Below are 15,974 nucleotides of genomic sequence, written 5' to 3' on the forward strand. Positions count from 1 at the left end.
TGGATCAGGCCGTGGTGACGGTGATGCCCGCTGCCGTGAAGCGCTCGACGAGTTCCGGCGCCACGCCGTCGTCCGTCACCAGCGTCCACCCGCCGCCGAGGCGCGTCCACGCGTGGAACTCCGACTGCGCGAGCTTCGACGAGTCGGCGAGGACGTACACCGCGTCCGCACGCCGGGCGATGAGCTCCTTCAGGCGGATCTGACCGAGGTCCGCCTCGCAGATCCCGCGCTCCGGCGACACCGCGTCGGCACCGAGGTAGGCCGCGTCGAAGGTCAGGTACTCGAGCGCCGCCTCCGTCAGGCCGCCGACGAAGCCGTTGCTCAACGCTCGGTACTCGCCGCCGAGCGTGACGAGTCGGACGTCGTCGCGGTCGGCCATGTCGGTGATGACGCCGACGCTCGTGGTCGTGACGGTGAGGTCCGTGTCGACCGGCAGCGCACGGGCGAACGCGGCGACGGTCGAGCCGTTGTCGAGGAAGAGCGACGCCCCGGGGGCCACGGTCGCAGCGGCCCGTCGGGCGATGTCGCGCTTGGCGTCGAAGTGCTCGCCGAGCCGCTGTCGCAACGACGCCTCGGGGTGCGCGGCCACCGCCATCGCGCCGCCGAACGTCCGGGTCAGCTTCCGCTGCTCCTGCAGGCTCGCGAGGTCGCGCCGGATGGTGGAGGCGGTGACCCCGAACCGCTCGGAGAGCTCGTCGACGCTCGCGAGTCCGACCGTGGTCGCGAGCGTGACGATGGCTTCACGCCGCGCTCTGGCCGAGATCGACACCGGGCACCTCCGGACGGCAGGGACTGGAAACGGGTCAGGCGCCCTGCGACTGGCTCATCGCACCCGACGTCGGGGCGAGTTCGGCCGCCTGGCGGAGCGCCTCGATCATGCTAGCGACATCGGCCTTGCCGGTGCCCGCGATGTCGAACGCCGTCCCGTGGTCGACCGACGTGCGGATGACCGGGAGGCCCACCGTGATGTTGACGCCGGCCTCGATCCCGAGCACCTTCACGGGGCCGTGGCCCTGGTCGTGGTACATCGCGACGACGAGGTCGTAGTCCCCGCGGCCCGCGAGGAAGAAGAGGGTGTCGGCGGGCAGCGGCCCGACGGCGTCGATCCCGTCGGCACGCGCGGCCTCGACGCCCGGAGCGATCTTCTCGGCCTCCTCGCCGTAGCCGAACAGGCCGTTCTCACCGGCGTGGGGGTTGATCGCCGCCACGCCGATCTTCGGGTGCGGGTTGCCCGCGCGCACGAGGGCCTCGTTGCCGCGCCGGATCGTCCGCTCGACGAGTCCCGGTTCGATCCGCGCGACGGCGTCGATGAGTCCGACGTGGGTGGTCACGTGGACGACCTTGAGCTTCGCGGTCGAGAGCATCATCGAGACCTCGTCGACGCCCATCAGCTCCGCGAGCATCTCGGTGTGCCCGGGGAAGACGTGCCCGCCTGCGTGCAGGGCCTCCTTGTTGAGCGGCGCCGTGCAGATCGCCTGGACCTTCCCGGCCATCGCCGCCTCGCACGCGACGCGGATGTACTGGAAGGCCGCGTCACCGGCGACCGGCGAGAGCCGCCCCCACGGCAGGTCCTCGGGGAGGAGACCGAGGTCGACCACGTCGACGACGCCGTCCTGGAACGTCGCGTCGGCGACGTCCGCGACGACGTTGAACGTGGCGTCGACGCCCCGGATCGCGGCGGCCTGGCGGAGGCGGGCGAGGTCGCCGACGACGACGGGTCGGCAGACGGCCAGGACGTCCGGTGACACGACGGCCTCGACGACGATCTCTGGGCCGACACCGGCCCCGTCGCCCATCGTGACGGCGACGATCGGAGTGGCGTTCATCACAGGTGCTGCCTTTCGGTTCGGTCTGCCCGGGGCCGCGTCGAGGCGGCCTCCGGCTGCGGGGTGTGATCGGTCGAGCCGGCCTGGAGGACCGTGGCGGCGTCGAGCAGGTTGGTGACGGTCCCGAAGCTGCCGGGACGCGTGACGACACGACGGCCGTCGTCCGCGCGGGACACGACGCAGCCCGGTTCGACGGCGCCCTCCGGCACGAGGCTCGTGATGTCGAGGCGGGTGAGCACGGACCGGGCCGTCTCCCCGCCGGTGAGCACGAGCGCGGCCTGCCCGCTGACGGCGGCGGCCACGATGCCGAGGCCGTCGGCGAGCCGTCGGGCGAGGTGCGGGACCGGTTCGTGCCGGTCCTCGACGCAGATCGCCGCGCTCCCGCTGCGCAGTGCCGTCCGCACGGCGTGGAGCGCCGGGTGGTCGACGTCGTCGACCTCGCGGCGGTCGACGGCACGGAGCAGGACGTCGCGGGGCAGGGGCACGACCGGGACGCCGCTGGCCGCGAGGACCTCGAGCTGCCGGGTCGCCTCGCTGCTGGCCGTCCCGACGACGAGCAGCACGCCGTGGACGTCACCGACGCGCGCCGACCGCTCGTGGTCGTCGGGGACGACCGGGTCGGAGGGTGCCGCTCCGCGGAGCCGCCCGGTCGCCGCGGCGATGCCGCCGGAGCCGAGGACCGTGCAGTCGACGCCGTCGAGCGCCGCTGCGACCCGGTCCAGATCGTCGTCGGAGACGGCATCGAGCACGGGGACCTCGCCGGCGTCGAGCGCCCGCCCGATCGCGTCGAGGACGGCGTCGCTGCCGGCGCGCACGACCGCGAGGGGGACGGACCGGGCGCGCTGCCCGACCGCGGCCAGCGGACCGGGGACGACCCGTGCCTCCAGGCCGTGCAGTCCCGCTTCCGCCACCGGCCTGCCGTGCACGTGGAGTGCGCCGTCGACCACCGTCCGCCCGAGTGCCGGGAGCGCCGTGGCGACCACGACGCGTGCGCCGGCGTCGAGGAGCCCGTCGACGACGTCCCCAACGCCGCCGCGCAGCAGCGAGTCGGTCTTCACCAGCCGCACCGGCGCTCCGGCTACGCGCATCCGCTGCGCCGCCTGCGTGACGGCCGCGCGCCGCGCGGCCGGGTCGAGCGACCGCGTGTCGCAGTCCAGGACGACGTCGGACCGGGACCGAGCGACGTGCTCGAGCGCGGCGGAGAGCGTGAGGGCGACGGTGACCGACCCGGTGCCGAGGACCGCGGCGACCTCGGCGGCTCCGGACAGGTCGTCGGCGATCGCGGCGAGGCGGTTCGACATCGGACCCCTCCTCGGGCTCGGTGGACGGTCCCGTCGACGGATCGGCGGGGTGCACGAAACACGCTAGACGACCTGCGTGAAACACGCAATAGTGGTGCGCACGGCTGTCGCCCGGCGACTCGACGACGAGTCGCTCCGACGGCGTCCGAACGAGAGGAACCCAGTGCGTGACACCGACATCCGAGGCCGCAGGCTCGCCCCCGCCGTCCTCGGCACCATGACCTTCGGCGACAGCGTCGACGAGACGACGGCGGCCCGGATGGTCGACGTGTTCCTGGAGGCGGGCGGGACCGGCATCGACACCGCCAACGGGTACGTCGGCGGCCGCAGCGAGGAGATCCTCGGCGCCGTGCTCGGCGAACGCCGCGACGACGTCGTGCTCGCCACGAAGGTCGGCATCCCGAACCCGGACGCCGAGGGCGCCGCGCCCCTGTCCGCCGCGGCGGTCGAGCGGTGCGTGCACGCGAGCCTCCGGCGGCTCCGGACGGACCACGTCGACGTCCTCTACCTGCACCAGCCCGACCGATCGACGCCGGCCGAGGACACGCTGACCGCCGTCCGGGCGCTCGTCGACGCGGGCGCGGTGCGCACGTGGGGCGTCTCGAACTTCGCGGCCTGGCAGGTCGCGGAGCTGCGGCACACGGCCGCGGGACTCGGACTCGACGCCCCCGTCCTCGGGCAGCAGGTGTACAGCGTCATCGCGACCCGGATCGACGACGAGTACGCCGAGTACGCCAGGAGCACCGGACTCGCGACGGTCGTCTACAACCCGCTCGGCGGCGGGCTCCTGACCGGCAGGCACCGACCGGACGAGCACCCGGCGGAGGGACGCTTCGGGTCCTCGCCGCTGGCGGGCATGTACCGCGACCGGTACTGGAACGACGAGGTCTTCGCCGCCGTGGAGCGGCTCCGCTCGATCGCGGAGGGCGCGGGGCTCCCGATGGCCGAGCTCGCGCTGCGGTGGACGATCGGCCGCCCCGTCGTGGACGCCGTCCTGATCGGTGGGTCGCGGCTCGCGAACATCGAGGCGAACCTCGCCGCGCTGGCCGCGGGTGCGCTGCCGGACGACGTGCAGCAGGCCGTCGACGACGTGGCCGCTGCGCTCCGCGGACCGATGCCGGCCTACAACCGCTGACGGCGCGACCGCTTGACGGACTGGAGGCGCGGTGCCGGCTGGCACCGCGCCTCCAGTCCGTCCCGGGGTCGGTTGTGAACCGCTCAGCCCAGTCCCGCCGCCTGGTCGGCGCGCACCGTGTCCGCGATCTTCTCGAGCGCCGCCTCGCTCAGCAGGTTGAACGGCGCGCGGCACGGCCCCACGGGCTCGCCGGCGGCGTTGGTGGCCGCCTTGACGATCGTGTTCGGGTTGCCGAGCGCGAACAGGTTGCGCAGCGGGCGGATGGACGCCTGCGCCGCTCGGGCCCCCTCGAGGTCGCCCGCCGCCCACTTCCGGGTGATCTCGACCATGGTCCGCGGGTAGACGTTCGCGACGGCGGTGATGCCACCCGCGCCGCCGGCCTGCAGCGTCGGCAGGACCAGCGAGTCGGTGCCCGCGAGCACCGCGAAGTGCTCGGGATCGGTCAGCTCGATCAGCTGCAGGATCGCGTCGAAGTTGCCCGACGAGTCCTTCACGCCCGCGATGTTGTCGATCTCCGCCAGGCGGGCGACGGTCGCCGGGCTGATGGTGTTCCCGGTCCGCGCGGGGATGTTGTAGACGAGCACGGGGACGTCGACGGCCTCGGCGACGACCGCGAAGTGCCGGTACAGCTCGTCCTGGGACGCCGCGGCGAAGTACGGGGTGATGACGGAGAGCACGTCGGCGCCCGCCGCCTGCATGCGTCGGGCGATGCGGACGGTCTCCTTCGTCCCGACGGCACCGGCGCCGCCGTACACCGGGACCCGGCCCGCGGTGGCGTCGACGACCGCCTCGAGCACGGCGAGCCGTTCGTCCTCGGTCTGCTGGAAGAACTCGCCGTTGGTGCCGAGGCAGAAGACGCCGTCGGCGCCCGCCCGGACGGCGCGGTCGGTGTGGAGCCGCATCTGGTCGAGGTCGAGCGACTCGTCGTCGTGGAACGGGGTGACGAGCGCGTGGATGCTGCCGCTGATCGTGGTTGTCACTGCAGGTGCTCCTTGTCGGCTGGGGGGGCCAGGCGGTCTGGTGGTGGGTCAGGGACGGGGTTGCTGCATCACGTGGACCGCGAAGCCGCCGAACTCCCCCGCCAGGTAGATGTTCTGCAGCCGTCCGTCCTCGAAGTGTGCGGCGGTCTCCTGGTCGAAGCCGAAGCCCTTCGCGGTGAGTTCCTCGACCGCTGCCTCCAGGTCGTCGGTCGACATACCGATGTGGCCGTGCGTCCCGAGGTACTGCGACCGGACGCACTCGAAGAACGTGCCGGCGAACTCGGACTTCTTCCCCTGGCGGGGGTCGAGGTTGAACATGAGGCAGAAGAGGTCGCACAGTTCCTGCGCTGCTGCTGCGTCGGGGTTGTTGATGCCCACGTGGGCGAGCTGGAAGGTGTTCTGCACGTCGGGTGGCTCCGTCACATCGGGTTCGTCACGTCGGGTTCGTCTTGTCGGGTTCGTCACATCGGGAAGAGCAGGAGGGCGCCGGCGGTCAGGGCCAGCAGGCGGATGAAGTACATCGGGATGGTGAACTTCCAGAACTGCAGGAGCGAGTACCTGCCGACGCCCATGACCATGGCGGGGAGTCCGTCGATCGGCAGGAAGTGACCGTTCCACCCGGAGATGACGATGGCGACGGCCGCGGCCGCGGGGTTCAGCCCCAGGCTGACGCAGGTCGCGATGGCCAGCGGCGCGAACACGTACACCGTGCCGATCGTCGATCCCGTGAGGGTCGCGAGCACGCTCGTCAGGACGCAGAACCCGAACACCAGCAGGAACGGACTGACGTTGCCGCCGAGCAGTCCGGCGACGGACTCGCCGACGAGCTTCGTGAGGCCGGTCGCGCCGAGCGCCTCGGCGATGCCGATCACGCCGGCGGACATGATGATGATCGGCTGGCTGATGGCGTCGCGGATCTCGGTGAAGTCGAGGACCTTCATGATCAGCAGCAGCGCCACCGAGAGGCCCGTGATCGCGTAGCCCGCATCGCCGATGTAGCTGTACGAGATCATGCCGGCGATCGCGAGGACGAAGCAGGCGTAGGTCGCCAGCTGCTTCCGACGGTCCAGCGTCGGCGCGGTCACCGTGGCGGTCGCGCTCGACGAGGCGATCGCGGTGGCGTTCGCCTCGGCGGCGTGCGGACCGGGTGTCGCCGGGTCGGTCGCGCCGGGGCCGGTCGTGCCCGGGCCGGTTCCGGCAGCGGTGCTGCGCGCTCCCACCGTGGCCGGCTCCTGCGCCTCGGCCGCCCGCTGCGGGTCGGACTCCTCGTCGGTGATCGGGTGGTCGGGCAGCAGGCGGTACGCGATGAGGCACCAGACGAGGAACCCGAGGCTGAGCACGAGGTTCACGATCGAGAACCGGACGAGGTCGATGTTCTCCCGCACGCCGGTCGCCTCCAGCACCGCGACGACGATGCCGTACTGCAGCGCCACGTTGAACGGGAGCATGGGGTGGTTCGCGGCGAAGCCGGCCGGCATGAGGACCTTCGACGGCGGCAGCTTCTTGTTGTAGGCGAGCGTCGAGAGCAGCCCGATCACCAGGACGTAGTAGGCGGTGGAGCCCGTGCCGAAGATGCTGCAGCCCAGCATGACGAACACGATGATGAGGACGTAGGCCCGGAACCCGCCCTTCGTCCCGAGTCTCGTGATCATCCGTTTGAAGCCCGAGACGAGGTCGGTCTTCTGCAACGCGGCGATCACCGCCATGAACGACGCCAGCATGATGATGGTCGCGTTCGCGAAGCCGCTGAACGCGACGTTGATCGGCACGACGTTGAACACGACCATCAGGAGACAGGCGATCAACGGCGGGAGACCGAACGGCAGGCGGTCGATCATGATCAGCACGATCATGAAGACGGTGATCGCGAGTGCGAAGACCATGGGGAGGGTCATGCTCGCTGCTCCTTCGCAGAGAGGTCCGGACCGGCGGAGGTGGACGACGTCGACACGATCCCCGCGAGGACGTCGGCGCCGAGGTGCACGTGCTTGATCGCCTTGCGGTGCCACGTGTAGGCGATGTGCAGTCCCCCGGCCGGGTCGGGGAGCACCGAGGGGTAGGACAGCTCGCGGTTGAGGCCGTCGCGGCTGTTGTTCGAGAGGCAGTACCCGTCGCCGTTCTCGATGTCGTAGGCGGTCGGCCAGGACCGCCCGTCCGGGGTCGACACCACGAGCGTCATCGGAGCACGTGGCGCACCCCAGAACGCACTGGGCCCGTCGGCGTCGAGCGCGGGTTCGGCGACCCGGGGACCACCGTCGGCCTGGTCGGCCGCGATCCCGTCGTCGTCGATCTCGTCGTACAGCGAGACCCTGCGGCTCGTCGCGTCGGCCTTGCTCGCGTGGTTCATCACCATCGCGATCCGGCCGTCGGCATCGAGGGTGCGCGCCTGGATCGACGAGTTGTTGTTCGGCAGGTCGGTCGGACGACAGGGCGCCCAGGTCATGCCGCCGTCCGTCGACCACGACTCGTACACGTGGTCGGCCCAGCGAGAGCGGAAGCACGCCCAGAGGACGCCGTCCGCACGCGGCACGATGTCCATGTGCACGCAGCCGCTCGACTCGGGCACGGCGACCTCGGACCAGGTCTCGCCGCCGTCGTCGGAGTACCAGACCGATGCGGTGTCGTCGTTGCCGACCCACTTCTCGCCGGGTACCGTCCGGCAGTTGAACACCGGCAGCAGGATCCGACCGCCCTCGAGCACGACGGGCGTCTGCCGCACGAAGACACCGACCGGTGCGTCGGCACCGAGCAAGGGGGACGGCTCACCCCAGGTCACGCCGCCGTCGCGGGAGACCCGGCGCCGCACCTCGGAGGTGTCCTGGTTCCCGGCGACCTGCGCGGTGTACAGCAGCCAGACGGCACCGTCCGGCGCCGTGAAGAGGATCGGGTTCTGCTCGGAACGCGCAGGGTCGGAGCTCAGCTGGACGGGTTCGAGCCAGCGGTCCGTCCCCGCGGGCAGCCGCGAGAGGTGGACGGAGATGTCGGAGACGCCCTCCTGGGTGCCACCGAACCACACGCACGCGAGGTCTCCCCCGGGCAGGAAGGCGAGGTTCGCCGCGTGGCACTGCACCGTCGGTGTCGGCAGGAGCGCCTCGGCTCCTCCGTCGGTCCGGGCTCGCAAGCGGCCATCGGGGTCGTGCATGCGGGGTCCTCCGGTCGACTCTGACGGTGGGCACCAGCGGTCTGGTGCAGTTCTACGGTGAACGGTCCTCGCCGGGAGCGGTGCGCATCAGACCTGGTGCATCCTCCGCCGATCGAGCGAGGAGGCCATCCTGACATTCCTGCTCGAATCGCGCAACCGGTTTGCGCGAGTCGTGCACGCCGTTGTCACCGACGGACGGAACGCGCCGTCCGTGCACGAGACGCGCGCTGCAGGTCGACCTGGCCCGTCCGGTCCGGGCGCAGCAGGACGAGCCCGTTCCGCGCACGGAACGGGCTCGTCCTGGTCTGGGTCTACTGCAGGCGGATGCTGTCGAGTTCCGCGTACCCGGTGCCACCGCCGTAGTTCGGCGATCCCTTGGCCAGGCGGATCACGTTGTAGCCGGCCTTGAGCTGCACCGTGACGTCGACACTGCCGGTGGGGTTCCCCCAGCCGGACGTGGTCGGCGGGTAGCTCACCGTGGAGAACCCGCCACCGTTGTAGGCGAGCCCCTGCGTCGCGGTCGCACCCGTGGCGTTCGCGTACTTGACGGTCATCGTGTACGCCTTGGCGGTCGGCACGTCGACGAGGAAGTCCACGAAGCTGTCCGTCCGGACGTCACCGGTGCCGTCGATGCGTCCGACGTACCCGCCGTTCGACGCGGTGGACGAGGACAGCCGGCTCGCGTTGACGACGGTCGCGTTCTCGGCCTCGTACGTCTGCTGGTACGCGGGGGTCCCGGACGTCGGCGTGATCAGGAGCTGGTACGCCGCGACCGCGTCCATGTTCGCGACCGGGACGGTGATCGAGCCGTTCACCACGGGGTACGTCGTCGTGGAGACGAGGTTCGGAGCGGCCTGGTTCGTCGTGCGCCCCGTGGTGTTCGTCGACGAGAGCCGCACGCTCACCTGGCTGCCGAGCCCCGCGAGCCCGTTCACCTGCACGGTGTTCGAGCCGCTGTCGCCGCCGAAGACGACGTTCACCTGCTTCCGGCTCGCGTCGTAGGACGCGACGCCGTCCAGGTACGACTGCGGGACGGTCCGGACGACGTTGCCGGACTGGTCGCCGTACCACTTGTAGGCCCAGTAGGACGCCGTGGGCAGGTTGTTGTACAGGAGCCCGTCCATCGTGCCGGCCTCGTACCAGTAGGCCCGCTCGGCGTCGTGGATGCCGGCCCGCTCGAACGCGGCCATGTAGTGCACGCCGATGCTCGGTTGGTCGACCTGGCCGGGCGACGCGTACTCGTTGATCGAGATCGGGATGTGCGGCAGCCCGAGGGAGTCCTCGATGGACCGGAAGTCCGCCACGTGTGCCTGGACGTCCTGGTAGCTGAAGTCGCCGAGCTCGTGCCACACCGCGACGGCGGGCAGCGTGTTCGTGTTCTTCGCGTTCGTCATGAACGACTGCATGAAGGAGTGGTCGTACGCACTGGCACCCGGACCGATGATCGGGGTCAGCGTGTCGATCGCGCGGATGTCCCGGTAGGTGCGGGTCCACATGTCGAGGTAGCTGCCGGCGTTCGGGTCGTTCTTCGTGCTGGTCGTCCAGTTGGCGTCCGGCTCGTTCCAGATCTCGTACCCGGCGATGTTCGTGGTGCTCGTGGCGTTCACCCGGGCCGAGATCATCGTCTTGATCTTCGACTCCCAGTCGGGCCAGCTGACCCAGTTGTAGGGGAACGTGCTGAAGACGTCGGGGAGCCGGAGGTACTGCTGACCGCCGGCGGCCGTGATCTTGTCCGCGACCTGCAGGCCGTCGCAGCAGGGGTGCGTCGCACCGTTGCCGAGCTGCTGGGTGCCGGGCGGCGGCTGGGTGAAGGTGTTGACGTGCAGCGGGTAGAGCTGGCTCAGCGGCGGGGTGCTGCCCGTGTCGACGCCGTACAGGCCGCCGGCGGCGACGTGGGTGACCGGGCGGACGGTGGTCCCGACGTCGACCGTCAGCGTGTTGCCGGCGGCGAAGGCCGGCGTCGCCGACCCGAAGCCGAACACGGCCGTCCCGGCGACGGCGAGTGCGGAGAGGACCGCTGCGGCACGGCGTGGACGGCCACGGCGGCGCTCGGACCGGATCGGTGTTCGAAGATGCGTCATTGCTTCCTCCTCGTGGTGCACCGGGTGGTGGTCCCGGTGCGGTGGTGTGGTCACTCCGCGCTGTCGGCGGGGTGCTTGTGGAGCCGGCCGAGGCGCTCCGCCTCGGCGTTCCGCTCGTAGCCCAGGTAGGCGATGACCGCGAGGACGCGGTGGCGGTTCACCGGTCGCACCGTCTCCGGGCAGTTCAGGACGCGGGACACCGTCTGGTGCGACACCCCGGCGACGAGCGCCACGTCGTAGATCGTCGGCCGCTCGGTGTGGTCGAGCGTCATCGCTCCTCCTCTCGGCCCGCTCGGCGGGTGGCCGGGTCCGCGGCGGACGGGAGGCGCGGCTCGCCTCCCGTCCGCAGCGCACCTACCCGACGGGCAGGAAGACCCGCATGGTCGAGGGACCGCGGTTGCCCCAGGACGCGTAGGGCACAAGGCGGACGGTCCGGCCGTCGCCGGCCGCACCGTCCGCGGCGCGGTCGGTCTCGTGGTCGGTCGTGCCGTCGGCGCTCCGGTACGGCAGCGCGTCCGGCTCCGGCGTCGGGTGCACCCGGACCGCGATGCGCACGTCGTCGACACCGCCGTCCACGGGCTCGACACCGGTCGGCACCGTGACGTCACGCACGTCGGAGCCCAGGTCGGTGGACTCGAGCGCGTAGACCAGGGGGCCGCGCTCGACCGCGACGGTGCCGCGCACCGCGTCGATCCGGGCGTCCGGCACGGTGATCCGCGCACGGACGGGCACGTCGAGGACGACGCGGTCACCCGCGGCGAAGACCCGGGTCACGGTGACGGTGTCGCCCACCACGGGTACCGCCTGGCCAGCCACGTCGAGGGTGGCTCCCGAAGACCAGGACGGTACCCGCAGTCGGAGGGCGACCGGGCCGTCCGAGTCAGCGGTCGCGACGACCTCGACCCGGCCGGCGTGCGGCCAGTCGGAGCGCACCGAGAACGCCGCCCGGGTGCCGTCGCCGACGACGGTGTCGACCTCGTAGTCGCCGTACTGGTGCAGCTGCAGGCCGTCGTCGCTCACGGTCGCGAACACGGACTGCACGCTGGCGATCGTGCGCGACAGGTTCGTCGGGCAGCACGACACCTCGAACCACGGGGCACGCAGGCTCGACAGGGCGCGCCGGAGCACCTCGTCCTCCGGCGGCACGGTGCCCTCGACGCGCTGGTGCATGGTGTTCGCGTAGAAGAAGGCCCGGCCGTCCTCGCGCGGGGCGACCATCACCGCGTTGTACAGCGTGCGCTCGATCAGGTCGGCGTACTTCGACTCCCCCGTCTCGAGCAGCAGCCGCCACGAGAGCATGTTCGACGCGATCGCCGCGCACGTCTCGCCGTACTCGCGGTCCGGCGGCAGCTCGTAGTCGGCACCGAACGCCTCGTCCTGGTGGTGGGCGCCCATCGCGCCGGTCAGGTAGGTGCGCTTGGCGACCGTGTTCGCCCACTGGGTCTCGACCGCGCGCAGCAGCTCGGCGTCACCGGTCTCGACCGCGACGTCCACCGCACCCGCCGCCAGGTAGAGCGCCCGGACGGCGTGTCCGCGCAGGACCTCGGCGTCCCGGACGGGGACGTCGTCCTGGAAGTACTCCTGGCCGTACTCGATCGGCGCGAGCAACCCGTGCCCGCGACGCTCCACGAACGTCCGCGCCAGGTCGACGTACCGGTGGTCGCCGGTCGCCCGACCGAGTTCCACGAGGGCCGGCTCGATCTCGGGGTGCCCGCACACCGCCTCCCGTCCGCCCGTCCCGAACACGTCGACCAGGTGGTCGGCGACGCGGACCGCCACGTCGACGAGCCGTCCGCCACCGGCGGTGCGCAGCCGCGCGACCGCTGCCTGCAGCAGGTGCCCCATCGAGTAGAGCTCGTGGCCCCACTCCAGGTCGGACCACCGGGGCCGCTGCCAGGGGCGACCGAAGCTCGTGTGGAGGTACCCGTCGGCGTCCTGCGCCCCGGCGACCCGGTCGACCAGCCGGTCGTAGCGCTCGGCCAGGTCGTCGTCGTGCTGCACGCCGAGCCGCCAGGCCATGGCCTCGAGCAGCTTGTAGACCTCGGAGTCGACGAACTCGATGCCGGCGTGGTCGAACGGCGCTCCGGTCGCCGCGGCGTCGAAGTTCCCGGTCCAGCCGATGCGCTCCATCCAGGTCTCGCAGTGCCGGATCACGGTGTCCGCGTTCCGCTGCTGCCAGTCGGCCCAGTAGCCGCCGGTCAGGCGCAGGTCGCCGAGCGGCAGGGGGCGGAGCGCACCGGTCGAGGGCACGACGGGACCGGCCGGGACGGTGGTGTGGGTGATGGTCACGATGTCCTCCTGGGACGTGGGGTGCGGGTGCGTCAGTCCTTCACGGCGCCGGCGGTGACACCGGCGGCGACGTAGCGCTGGGCGAGGACGAGGAGCACCGCGGCGGGGATCGACGCGACCACGGCGGTGGCCATGATCGAGTTCCACTCCTGGTTGTTGTTGCCGATGTAGGCGTAGATGCCGAGGGTGATCGGCTTCGCGTCCCCGCCGCCGTCGAGGGTGTTGGCGAACAGGAAGTCCGACCAGGCCCACAGGAAGCTGAAGAGCGAGACCGTCACGATCGAGTTGCGGCTGACGGGCATGACGACGGACGTGAAGGTGCGCCAGGTGCTCGCGCCGTCGATGCGGGCCGCGTTGAGGAGCTCGTCCGGGATCCCCCGCATGAACGCCGTGAAGATGAGCACGCCGAAGGGCACCGCGATCGTCGAGTCGGCGAGGATGAGGCCCCACACGGTGTCGAGGATCCCGAGCTGCACGTAGATCGTGTAGAAGCCCATCGCCATGATGATCGCGGGGATCATCTGCGCGATGAGGAGCACGAAGCTCATCGCGCCGCCGCCCCGGGGGCCCAGCTTCGCGAGCGAGTAGGCGGCCGGGGCCGACAGGGCGAGCGTCAGTACGACCGTGCCGAGGCCGACGAGCAGGCTCGTGCCGAGGAACGGCAGCTGCTGGCCGAGCACGGTGCTGTACCCGTGCAGGGTGCCGTCGATCGGGATCAGGTTCGGCGGGCTCTTGCGCATGTCCTGGTCGCGGGTGAGCGAGACGTTCACCATCCAGTAGACGGGGAACAGCATCACGGCGGTGAGGACGACGCCGAGGGCGGTCCGCCACCAGCGCTTCGCCGCGGGCGGTGTGCCCGTGGCCCGCTGTCGGCCGCGGGTGCTCCGGGTCGTCACGGCTCGGGTGACGGTCGTGGTGGCCACCTCACACCTCCAGTCGGCGCTGCACGCGCGCGTAGATCAGGCCGACGACCAGGGCGATGACGATGAGCACGTTGCCCACGGTCGCGGCGGAGCTGAAGTCGGGCAGGAGCGATCCGAAACCCAGTTGGTAGGACCAGATGGCGAGGGTGGTGGACGAGCCGGACGGGCCGCCCTTCGTCATGATCCAGATGATGTCGAAGACCTTGAGCGTGTAGACGAAGCCGAGCAGCAGGGTGATCGCCGTGACCGGACGGAGCAGCGGGAAGGTGATCCGCCAGAAGCGCTGCCAGCCGTTCGCCCCGTCCAGGGACGCCGCCTCGTAGAGCTCCCCCGGGATGCCCTGCAGGCCGGAGTACATGATCACGAGGTTGAACGGGATGCCGATCCAGATGTTCGCGACGAGGACGGCGAAGAGCGACCACTCCGGGCTCGTCAGCCAGTTGATCTGTCCGATGCCGACCGCTTCGAGGAACGCGTTCACGATGCCCGAGTCGCTGTTCATCATCCACGACCACGTGCTCGCGGACACGAGCAGCGGCAGGAGCCACGGCACGAGGAACAGTGCGCGGAGCAGGCCCGACAGGGGGAAGTTCTCGTGGAAGAACACCGCGAGGGCGAGCCCGAGGGCGAACTGCACGGCGATCGACACGAGCACGAAGACGGCCGTGTGCCAGATCGCCGGGGCGAAGGTCGCGCTCGAGAACACGTCGACGAAGTTCTGCAGGCCGACGAAGGGGGCGTTGCCGGAGACGAAGGACGCCACCGTGTAGTGCTTGAGGCTCAGCTCGATGTTCTTCCAGAGCGGGTACGCGTAGAAGAGCACGAGGTACAGGGCCACCGGGGCGAGGAACGCCCAGGCCGTGAGCTGCGCTCTCCGCTGCGCGTGTGCGCGGCGGCTCCGGGCCGAGGAGCTGGTGTCCTCGGCCCGGGGACGCGCAGCCGACGGTCGCAGTGACGTCGTGTCGGTCGTCATGGTCGTGTCGGCTTCCGTTCGGTGGTGCGGGTGGTGGTGGTGCTGGTGCCGCCGTCGGCTACTTCTGCAGCTTCTCGTCGACGGCCTGCTGGGCGGACTGCAGGGCGTCGGACGGCGACGCCGAGCCGGACTCGGCCTTCTGCACGGCAGTCCAGAGCTGCTCGGAGATGACCGGGTACTTCACGCCGAGGTCGTCCCCGGTGCGCGCGCGGGCGGCACCGACGGCCTCGACCCAGGTCTTCAGGTCGGCGTTGCCGGACAGCTGCTGCTGCTGGAGGTCCTTCGACGCTGCGACGTAGTTCAGCGTGTTGTCCGTCTTCACGACGTTGTCACCAGAGGAAAGGCACTCGACGATCTTCTTCGTGGTCGCGTAGCGGGCGTCGTCCTGCTGCACCGGGATCGTGAAGAACTCGCCGCCGGTCGGCACCGGGGCGGCTCCGCCGTCCTTCGCCGGGATCGTGATGACGCCGGCGCCCATCTGCTTCGCCGCGTCCTTCTGCCAGGTGCCGTTCTCACCGAAGGCGAAGTCGCCCGACTGGAACTCCTGCCAGCTGGTCGTCTGGGTGTTCTGGATCACCGAGTTCGGGGCGTACCCCTCGTCGATCCACCCCTTCCAGAGCTTCAGCGCCTCCTCGGCCTTCGCGGAGTCGAGCTTGGTCAGGTCGGCGTCGGCGCCCCAGAACCACGGGAGGAACTGGAACGAGCCCTCCTCGGTGTTGATGCCGGAGAAGGTGATGCCCTTCTTGCCGGCCGCCTTCACCTTCGCGAGTGCCGCGGTCAGCGAGTCCCAGTCCTTGACGGACGAGGGGTCGACGCCCGCAGCCTGCAGCACCTTGGGGTTGTAGTACAGCGCCAGGGTGTTCGCGCCGATCGGGACGCCGTACGTCTTGCCGTCGACGACCCCGGCGCCGAGGATGTTCTGCGCGATGTCGCCGGTCTCGAGCCCGCTCGTCGCGGTGTCGGTCAGGATGCCGGCCTGGGCGAGGGTCGAGACGACCGGGTTGTCGACGAGCAGCACGTCGGGCGACTTGCCCTGCTGGCCGGCGAGCAGCGCCTTGTTCGTCAGGTCGGACGTGTCGTAGCCGGTGCGCTTGACGGTGACGCCGGCGTCCTTGCCGCACTGGGCGACGAGCTTGCCCCAGTCCGACGAGGCGTCGTACTGGGGGTACGGGTCCCAGAAGGTGTACGTGCCCTTCGCGGCGTCGGACGAACCGGAGCCGGAGGACTGGGCAGAACATCCGGTGAGACCGGCGACGACGCTGGCTGCTGCCACCAGCGCGCCGATGCGGACAACAGTCTTGGTGCGCATGATCACGGGTTCCTC

14 protein-coding genes are annotated in these 15,974 nt (G+C 70.9%); 1 reads left to right on the top strand and 13 read right to left on the bottom strand.

Annotated elements, in window-relative coordinates:
• Window positions 1–4 precede the first annotated feature (4 nt).
• The 3 genes from H7A69_RS02155 to H7A69_RS02165 are packed head-to-tail and all read right to left on the bottom strand — an operon-like array spanning window position 5 to window position 3,127.
• A complete protein-coding gene (locus tag H7A69_RS02155; RefSeq protein WP_182045535.1) occupies window positions 5–769 on the bottom strand; it encodes a DeoR/GlpR family DNA-binding transcription regulator in 765 nt (254 codons plus the stop codon).
• Window positions 770–803: 34 nt separating this feature from the next.
• Window positions 804–1,826 (bottom strand): 4-hydroxythreonine-4-phosphate dehydrogenase PdxA, encoded by a 1,023-nt coding sequence (gene pdxA, locus H7A69_RS02160; protein ID WP_182045536.1) that lies wholly within the window; start codon window positions 1,824–1,826, stop codon window positions 804–806.
• Window positions 1,826–3,127, bottom strand: coding sequence for a four-carbon acid sugar kinase family protein (locus tag H7A69_RS02165; RefSeq protein ID WP_182045537.1), 1,302 nt, complete (start codon window positions 3,125–3,127; stop codon window positions 1,826–1,828). The genes pdxA and H7A69_RS02165 overlap by 1 nt, the downstream gene beginning before the upstream one ends.
• A gap of 163 nt (window positions 3,128–3,290) precedes the next feature.
• Between H7A69_RS02165 and H7A69_RS02170 the strand changes: the two genes are divergently transcribed.
• Window positions 3,291–4,262 carry an aldo/keto reductase gene (locus H7A69_RS02170; RefSeq protein ID WP_259346033.1) on the top strand — a complete coding sequence of 324 codons (972 nt, stop codon included), beginning with the start codon at window positions 3,291–3,293 and terminating at the stop codon, window positions 4,260–4,262.
• A gap of 83 nt (window positions 4,263–4,345) precedes the next feature.
• Here the strand turns inward: H7A69_RS02170 and dapA are convergent, their stop codons facing one another.
• From dapA to H7A69_RS02220, 10 genes are all read right to left on the bottom strand, one after another.
• The gene (gene dapA / locus H7A69_RS02175; RefSeq protein ID WP_182045538.1) at window positions 4,346–5,242 is read right to left on the bottom strand and encodes a 4-hydroxy-tetrahydrodipicolinate synthase; all 897 of its coding nucleotides are present in this window, start codon (window positions 5,240–5,242) and stop codon (window positions 4,346–4,348) included.
• Window positions 5,243–5,290: 48 nt separating this feature from the next.
• Window positions 5,291–5,665 carry a VOC family protein gene (locus H7A69_RS02180; RefSeq protein ID WP_220456173.1) on the bottom strand — a complete coding sequence of 125 codons (375 nt, stop codon included), beginning with the start codon at window positions 5,663–5,665 and terminating at the stop codon, window positions 5,291–5,293.
• Between the two features lie 38 nt (window positions 5,666–5,703).
• Entirely contained in the window at window positions 5,704–7,137 is a 1,434-nt protein-coding gene (locus H7A69_RS02185; RefSeq protein ID WP_182045539.1) for an SLC13 family permease, read from the bottom strand.
• The gene (locus H7A69_RS02190) at window positions 7,134–8,384 is read right to left on the bottom strand and encodes a sialidase family protein (protein WP_182045540.1); all 1,251 of its coding nucleotides are present in this window, start codon (window positions 8,382–8,384) and stop codon (window positions 7,134–7,136) included. The genes H7A69_RS02185 and H7A69_RS02190 overlap by 4 nt, the downstream gene beginning before the upstream one ends.
• A 311-nt stretch (window positions 8,385–8,695) precedes the next feature.
• A complete protein-coding gene (locus tag H7A69_RS02195; protein ID WP_220456174.1) occupies window positions 8,696–10,465 on the bottom strand; it encodes a hypothetical protein in 1,770 nt (589 codons plus the stop codon).
• A 50-nt stretch (window positions 10,466–10,515) separates the two neighbouring features.
• Window positions 10,516–10,737 (bottom strand): LacI family DNA-binding transcriptional regulator, encoded by a 222-nt coding sequence (locus H7A69_RS02200; RefSeq protein ID WP_069712522.1) that lies wholly within the window; start codon window positions 10,735–10,737, stop codon window positions 10,516–10,518.
• Window positions 10,738–10,819: 82 nt separating this feature from the next.
• The gene (locus H7A69_RS02205) at window positions 10,820–12,754 is read right to left on the bottom strand and encodes a glycoside hydrolase family 127 protein (protein ID WP_182045541.1); all 1,935 of its coding nucleotides are present in this window, start codon (window positions 12,752–12,754) and stop codon (window positions 10,820–10,822) included.
• A 32-nt stretch (window positions 12,755–12,786) separates the two neighbouring features.
• Window positions 12,787–13,548 (bottom strand): carbohydrate ABC transporter permease, encoded by a 762-nt coding sequence (locus H7A69_RS02210; protein ID WP_069712588.1) that lies wholly within the window; start codon window positions 13,546–13,548, stop codon window positions 12,787–12,789.
• 130 nt (window positions 13,549–13,678) lie between these two features.
• Window positions 13,679–14,650: a carbohydrate ABC transporter permease gene (locus H7A69_RS02215; RefSeq protein ID WP_182045542.1), complete on the bottom strand. Its 972-nt coding sequence runs from the start codon at window positions 14,648–14,650 to the stop codon at window positions 13,679–13,681.
• 58 nt (window positions 14,651–14,708) lie between these two features.
• Entirely contained in the window at window positions 14,709–15,959 is a 1,251-nt protein-coding gene (locus H7A69_RS02220; RefSeq protein WP_182045543.1) for an extracellular solute-binding protein, read from the bottom strand.
• Window positions 15,960–15,974: the final 15 nt, after the last annotated feature.

It is taken from the genome of Curtobacterium sp. ME26 (assembly GCF_903970945.1).
GTDB classification, from domain to species: Bacteria; Actinomycetota; Actinomycetes; order Actinomycetales; family Microbacteriaceae; genus Curtobacterium; species Curtobacterium citri.

Coding starts and splice junctions, on each gene's coding strand:
- pdxA (WP_182045536.1), bottom strand. CDS start 1,826: ATGAACGCCACTCCGATCGTCGCCGTCACGATGGGCGACGGGGCCGGT.
- H7A69_RS02165 (WP_182045537.1), bottom strand. CDS start 3,127: ATGTCGAACCGCCTCGCCGCGATCGCCGACGACCTGTCCGGAGCCGCC.
- H7A69_RS02185 (WP_182045539.1), bottom strand. CDS start 7,137: ATGACCCTCCCCATGGTCTTCGCACTCGCGATCACCGTCTTCATGATC.
- H7A69_RS02190 (WP_182045540.1), bottom strand. CDS start 8,384: ATGCACGACCCCGATGGCCGCTTGCGAGCCCGGACCGACGGAGGAGCC.
- H7A69_RS02195 (WP_220456174.1), bottom strand. CDS start 10,465: ATGACGCATCTTCGAACACCGATCCGGTCCGAGCGCCGCCGTGGCCGT.
- H7A69_RS02200 (WP_069712522.1), bottom strand. CDS start 10,737: ATGACGCTCGACCACACCGAGCGGCCGACGATCTACGACGTGGCGCTC.
- H7A69_RS02210 (WP_069712588.1), bottom strand. CDS start 13,548: ATGCTGTTCCCCGTCTACTGGATGGTGAACGTCTCGCTCACCCGCGAC.
- H7A69_RS02215 (WP_182045542.1), bottom strand. CDS start 14,650: ATGACGACCGACACGACGTCACTGCGACCGTCGGCTGCGCGTCCCCGG.
- H7A69_RS02220 (WP_182045543.1), bottom strand. CDS start 15,959: ATGCGCACCAAGACTGTTGTCCGCATCGGCGCGCTGGTGGCAGCAGCC.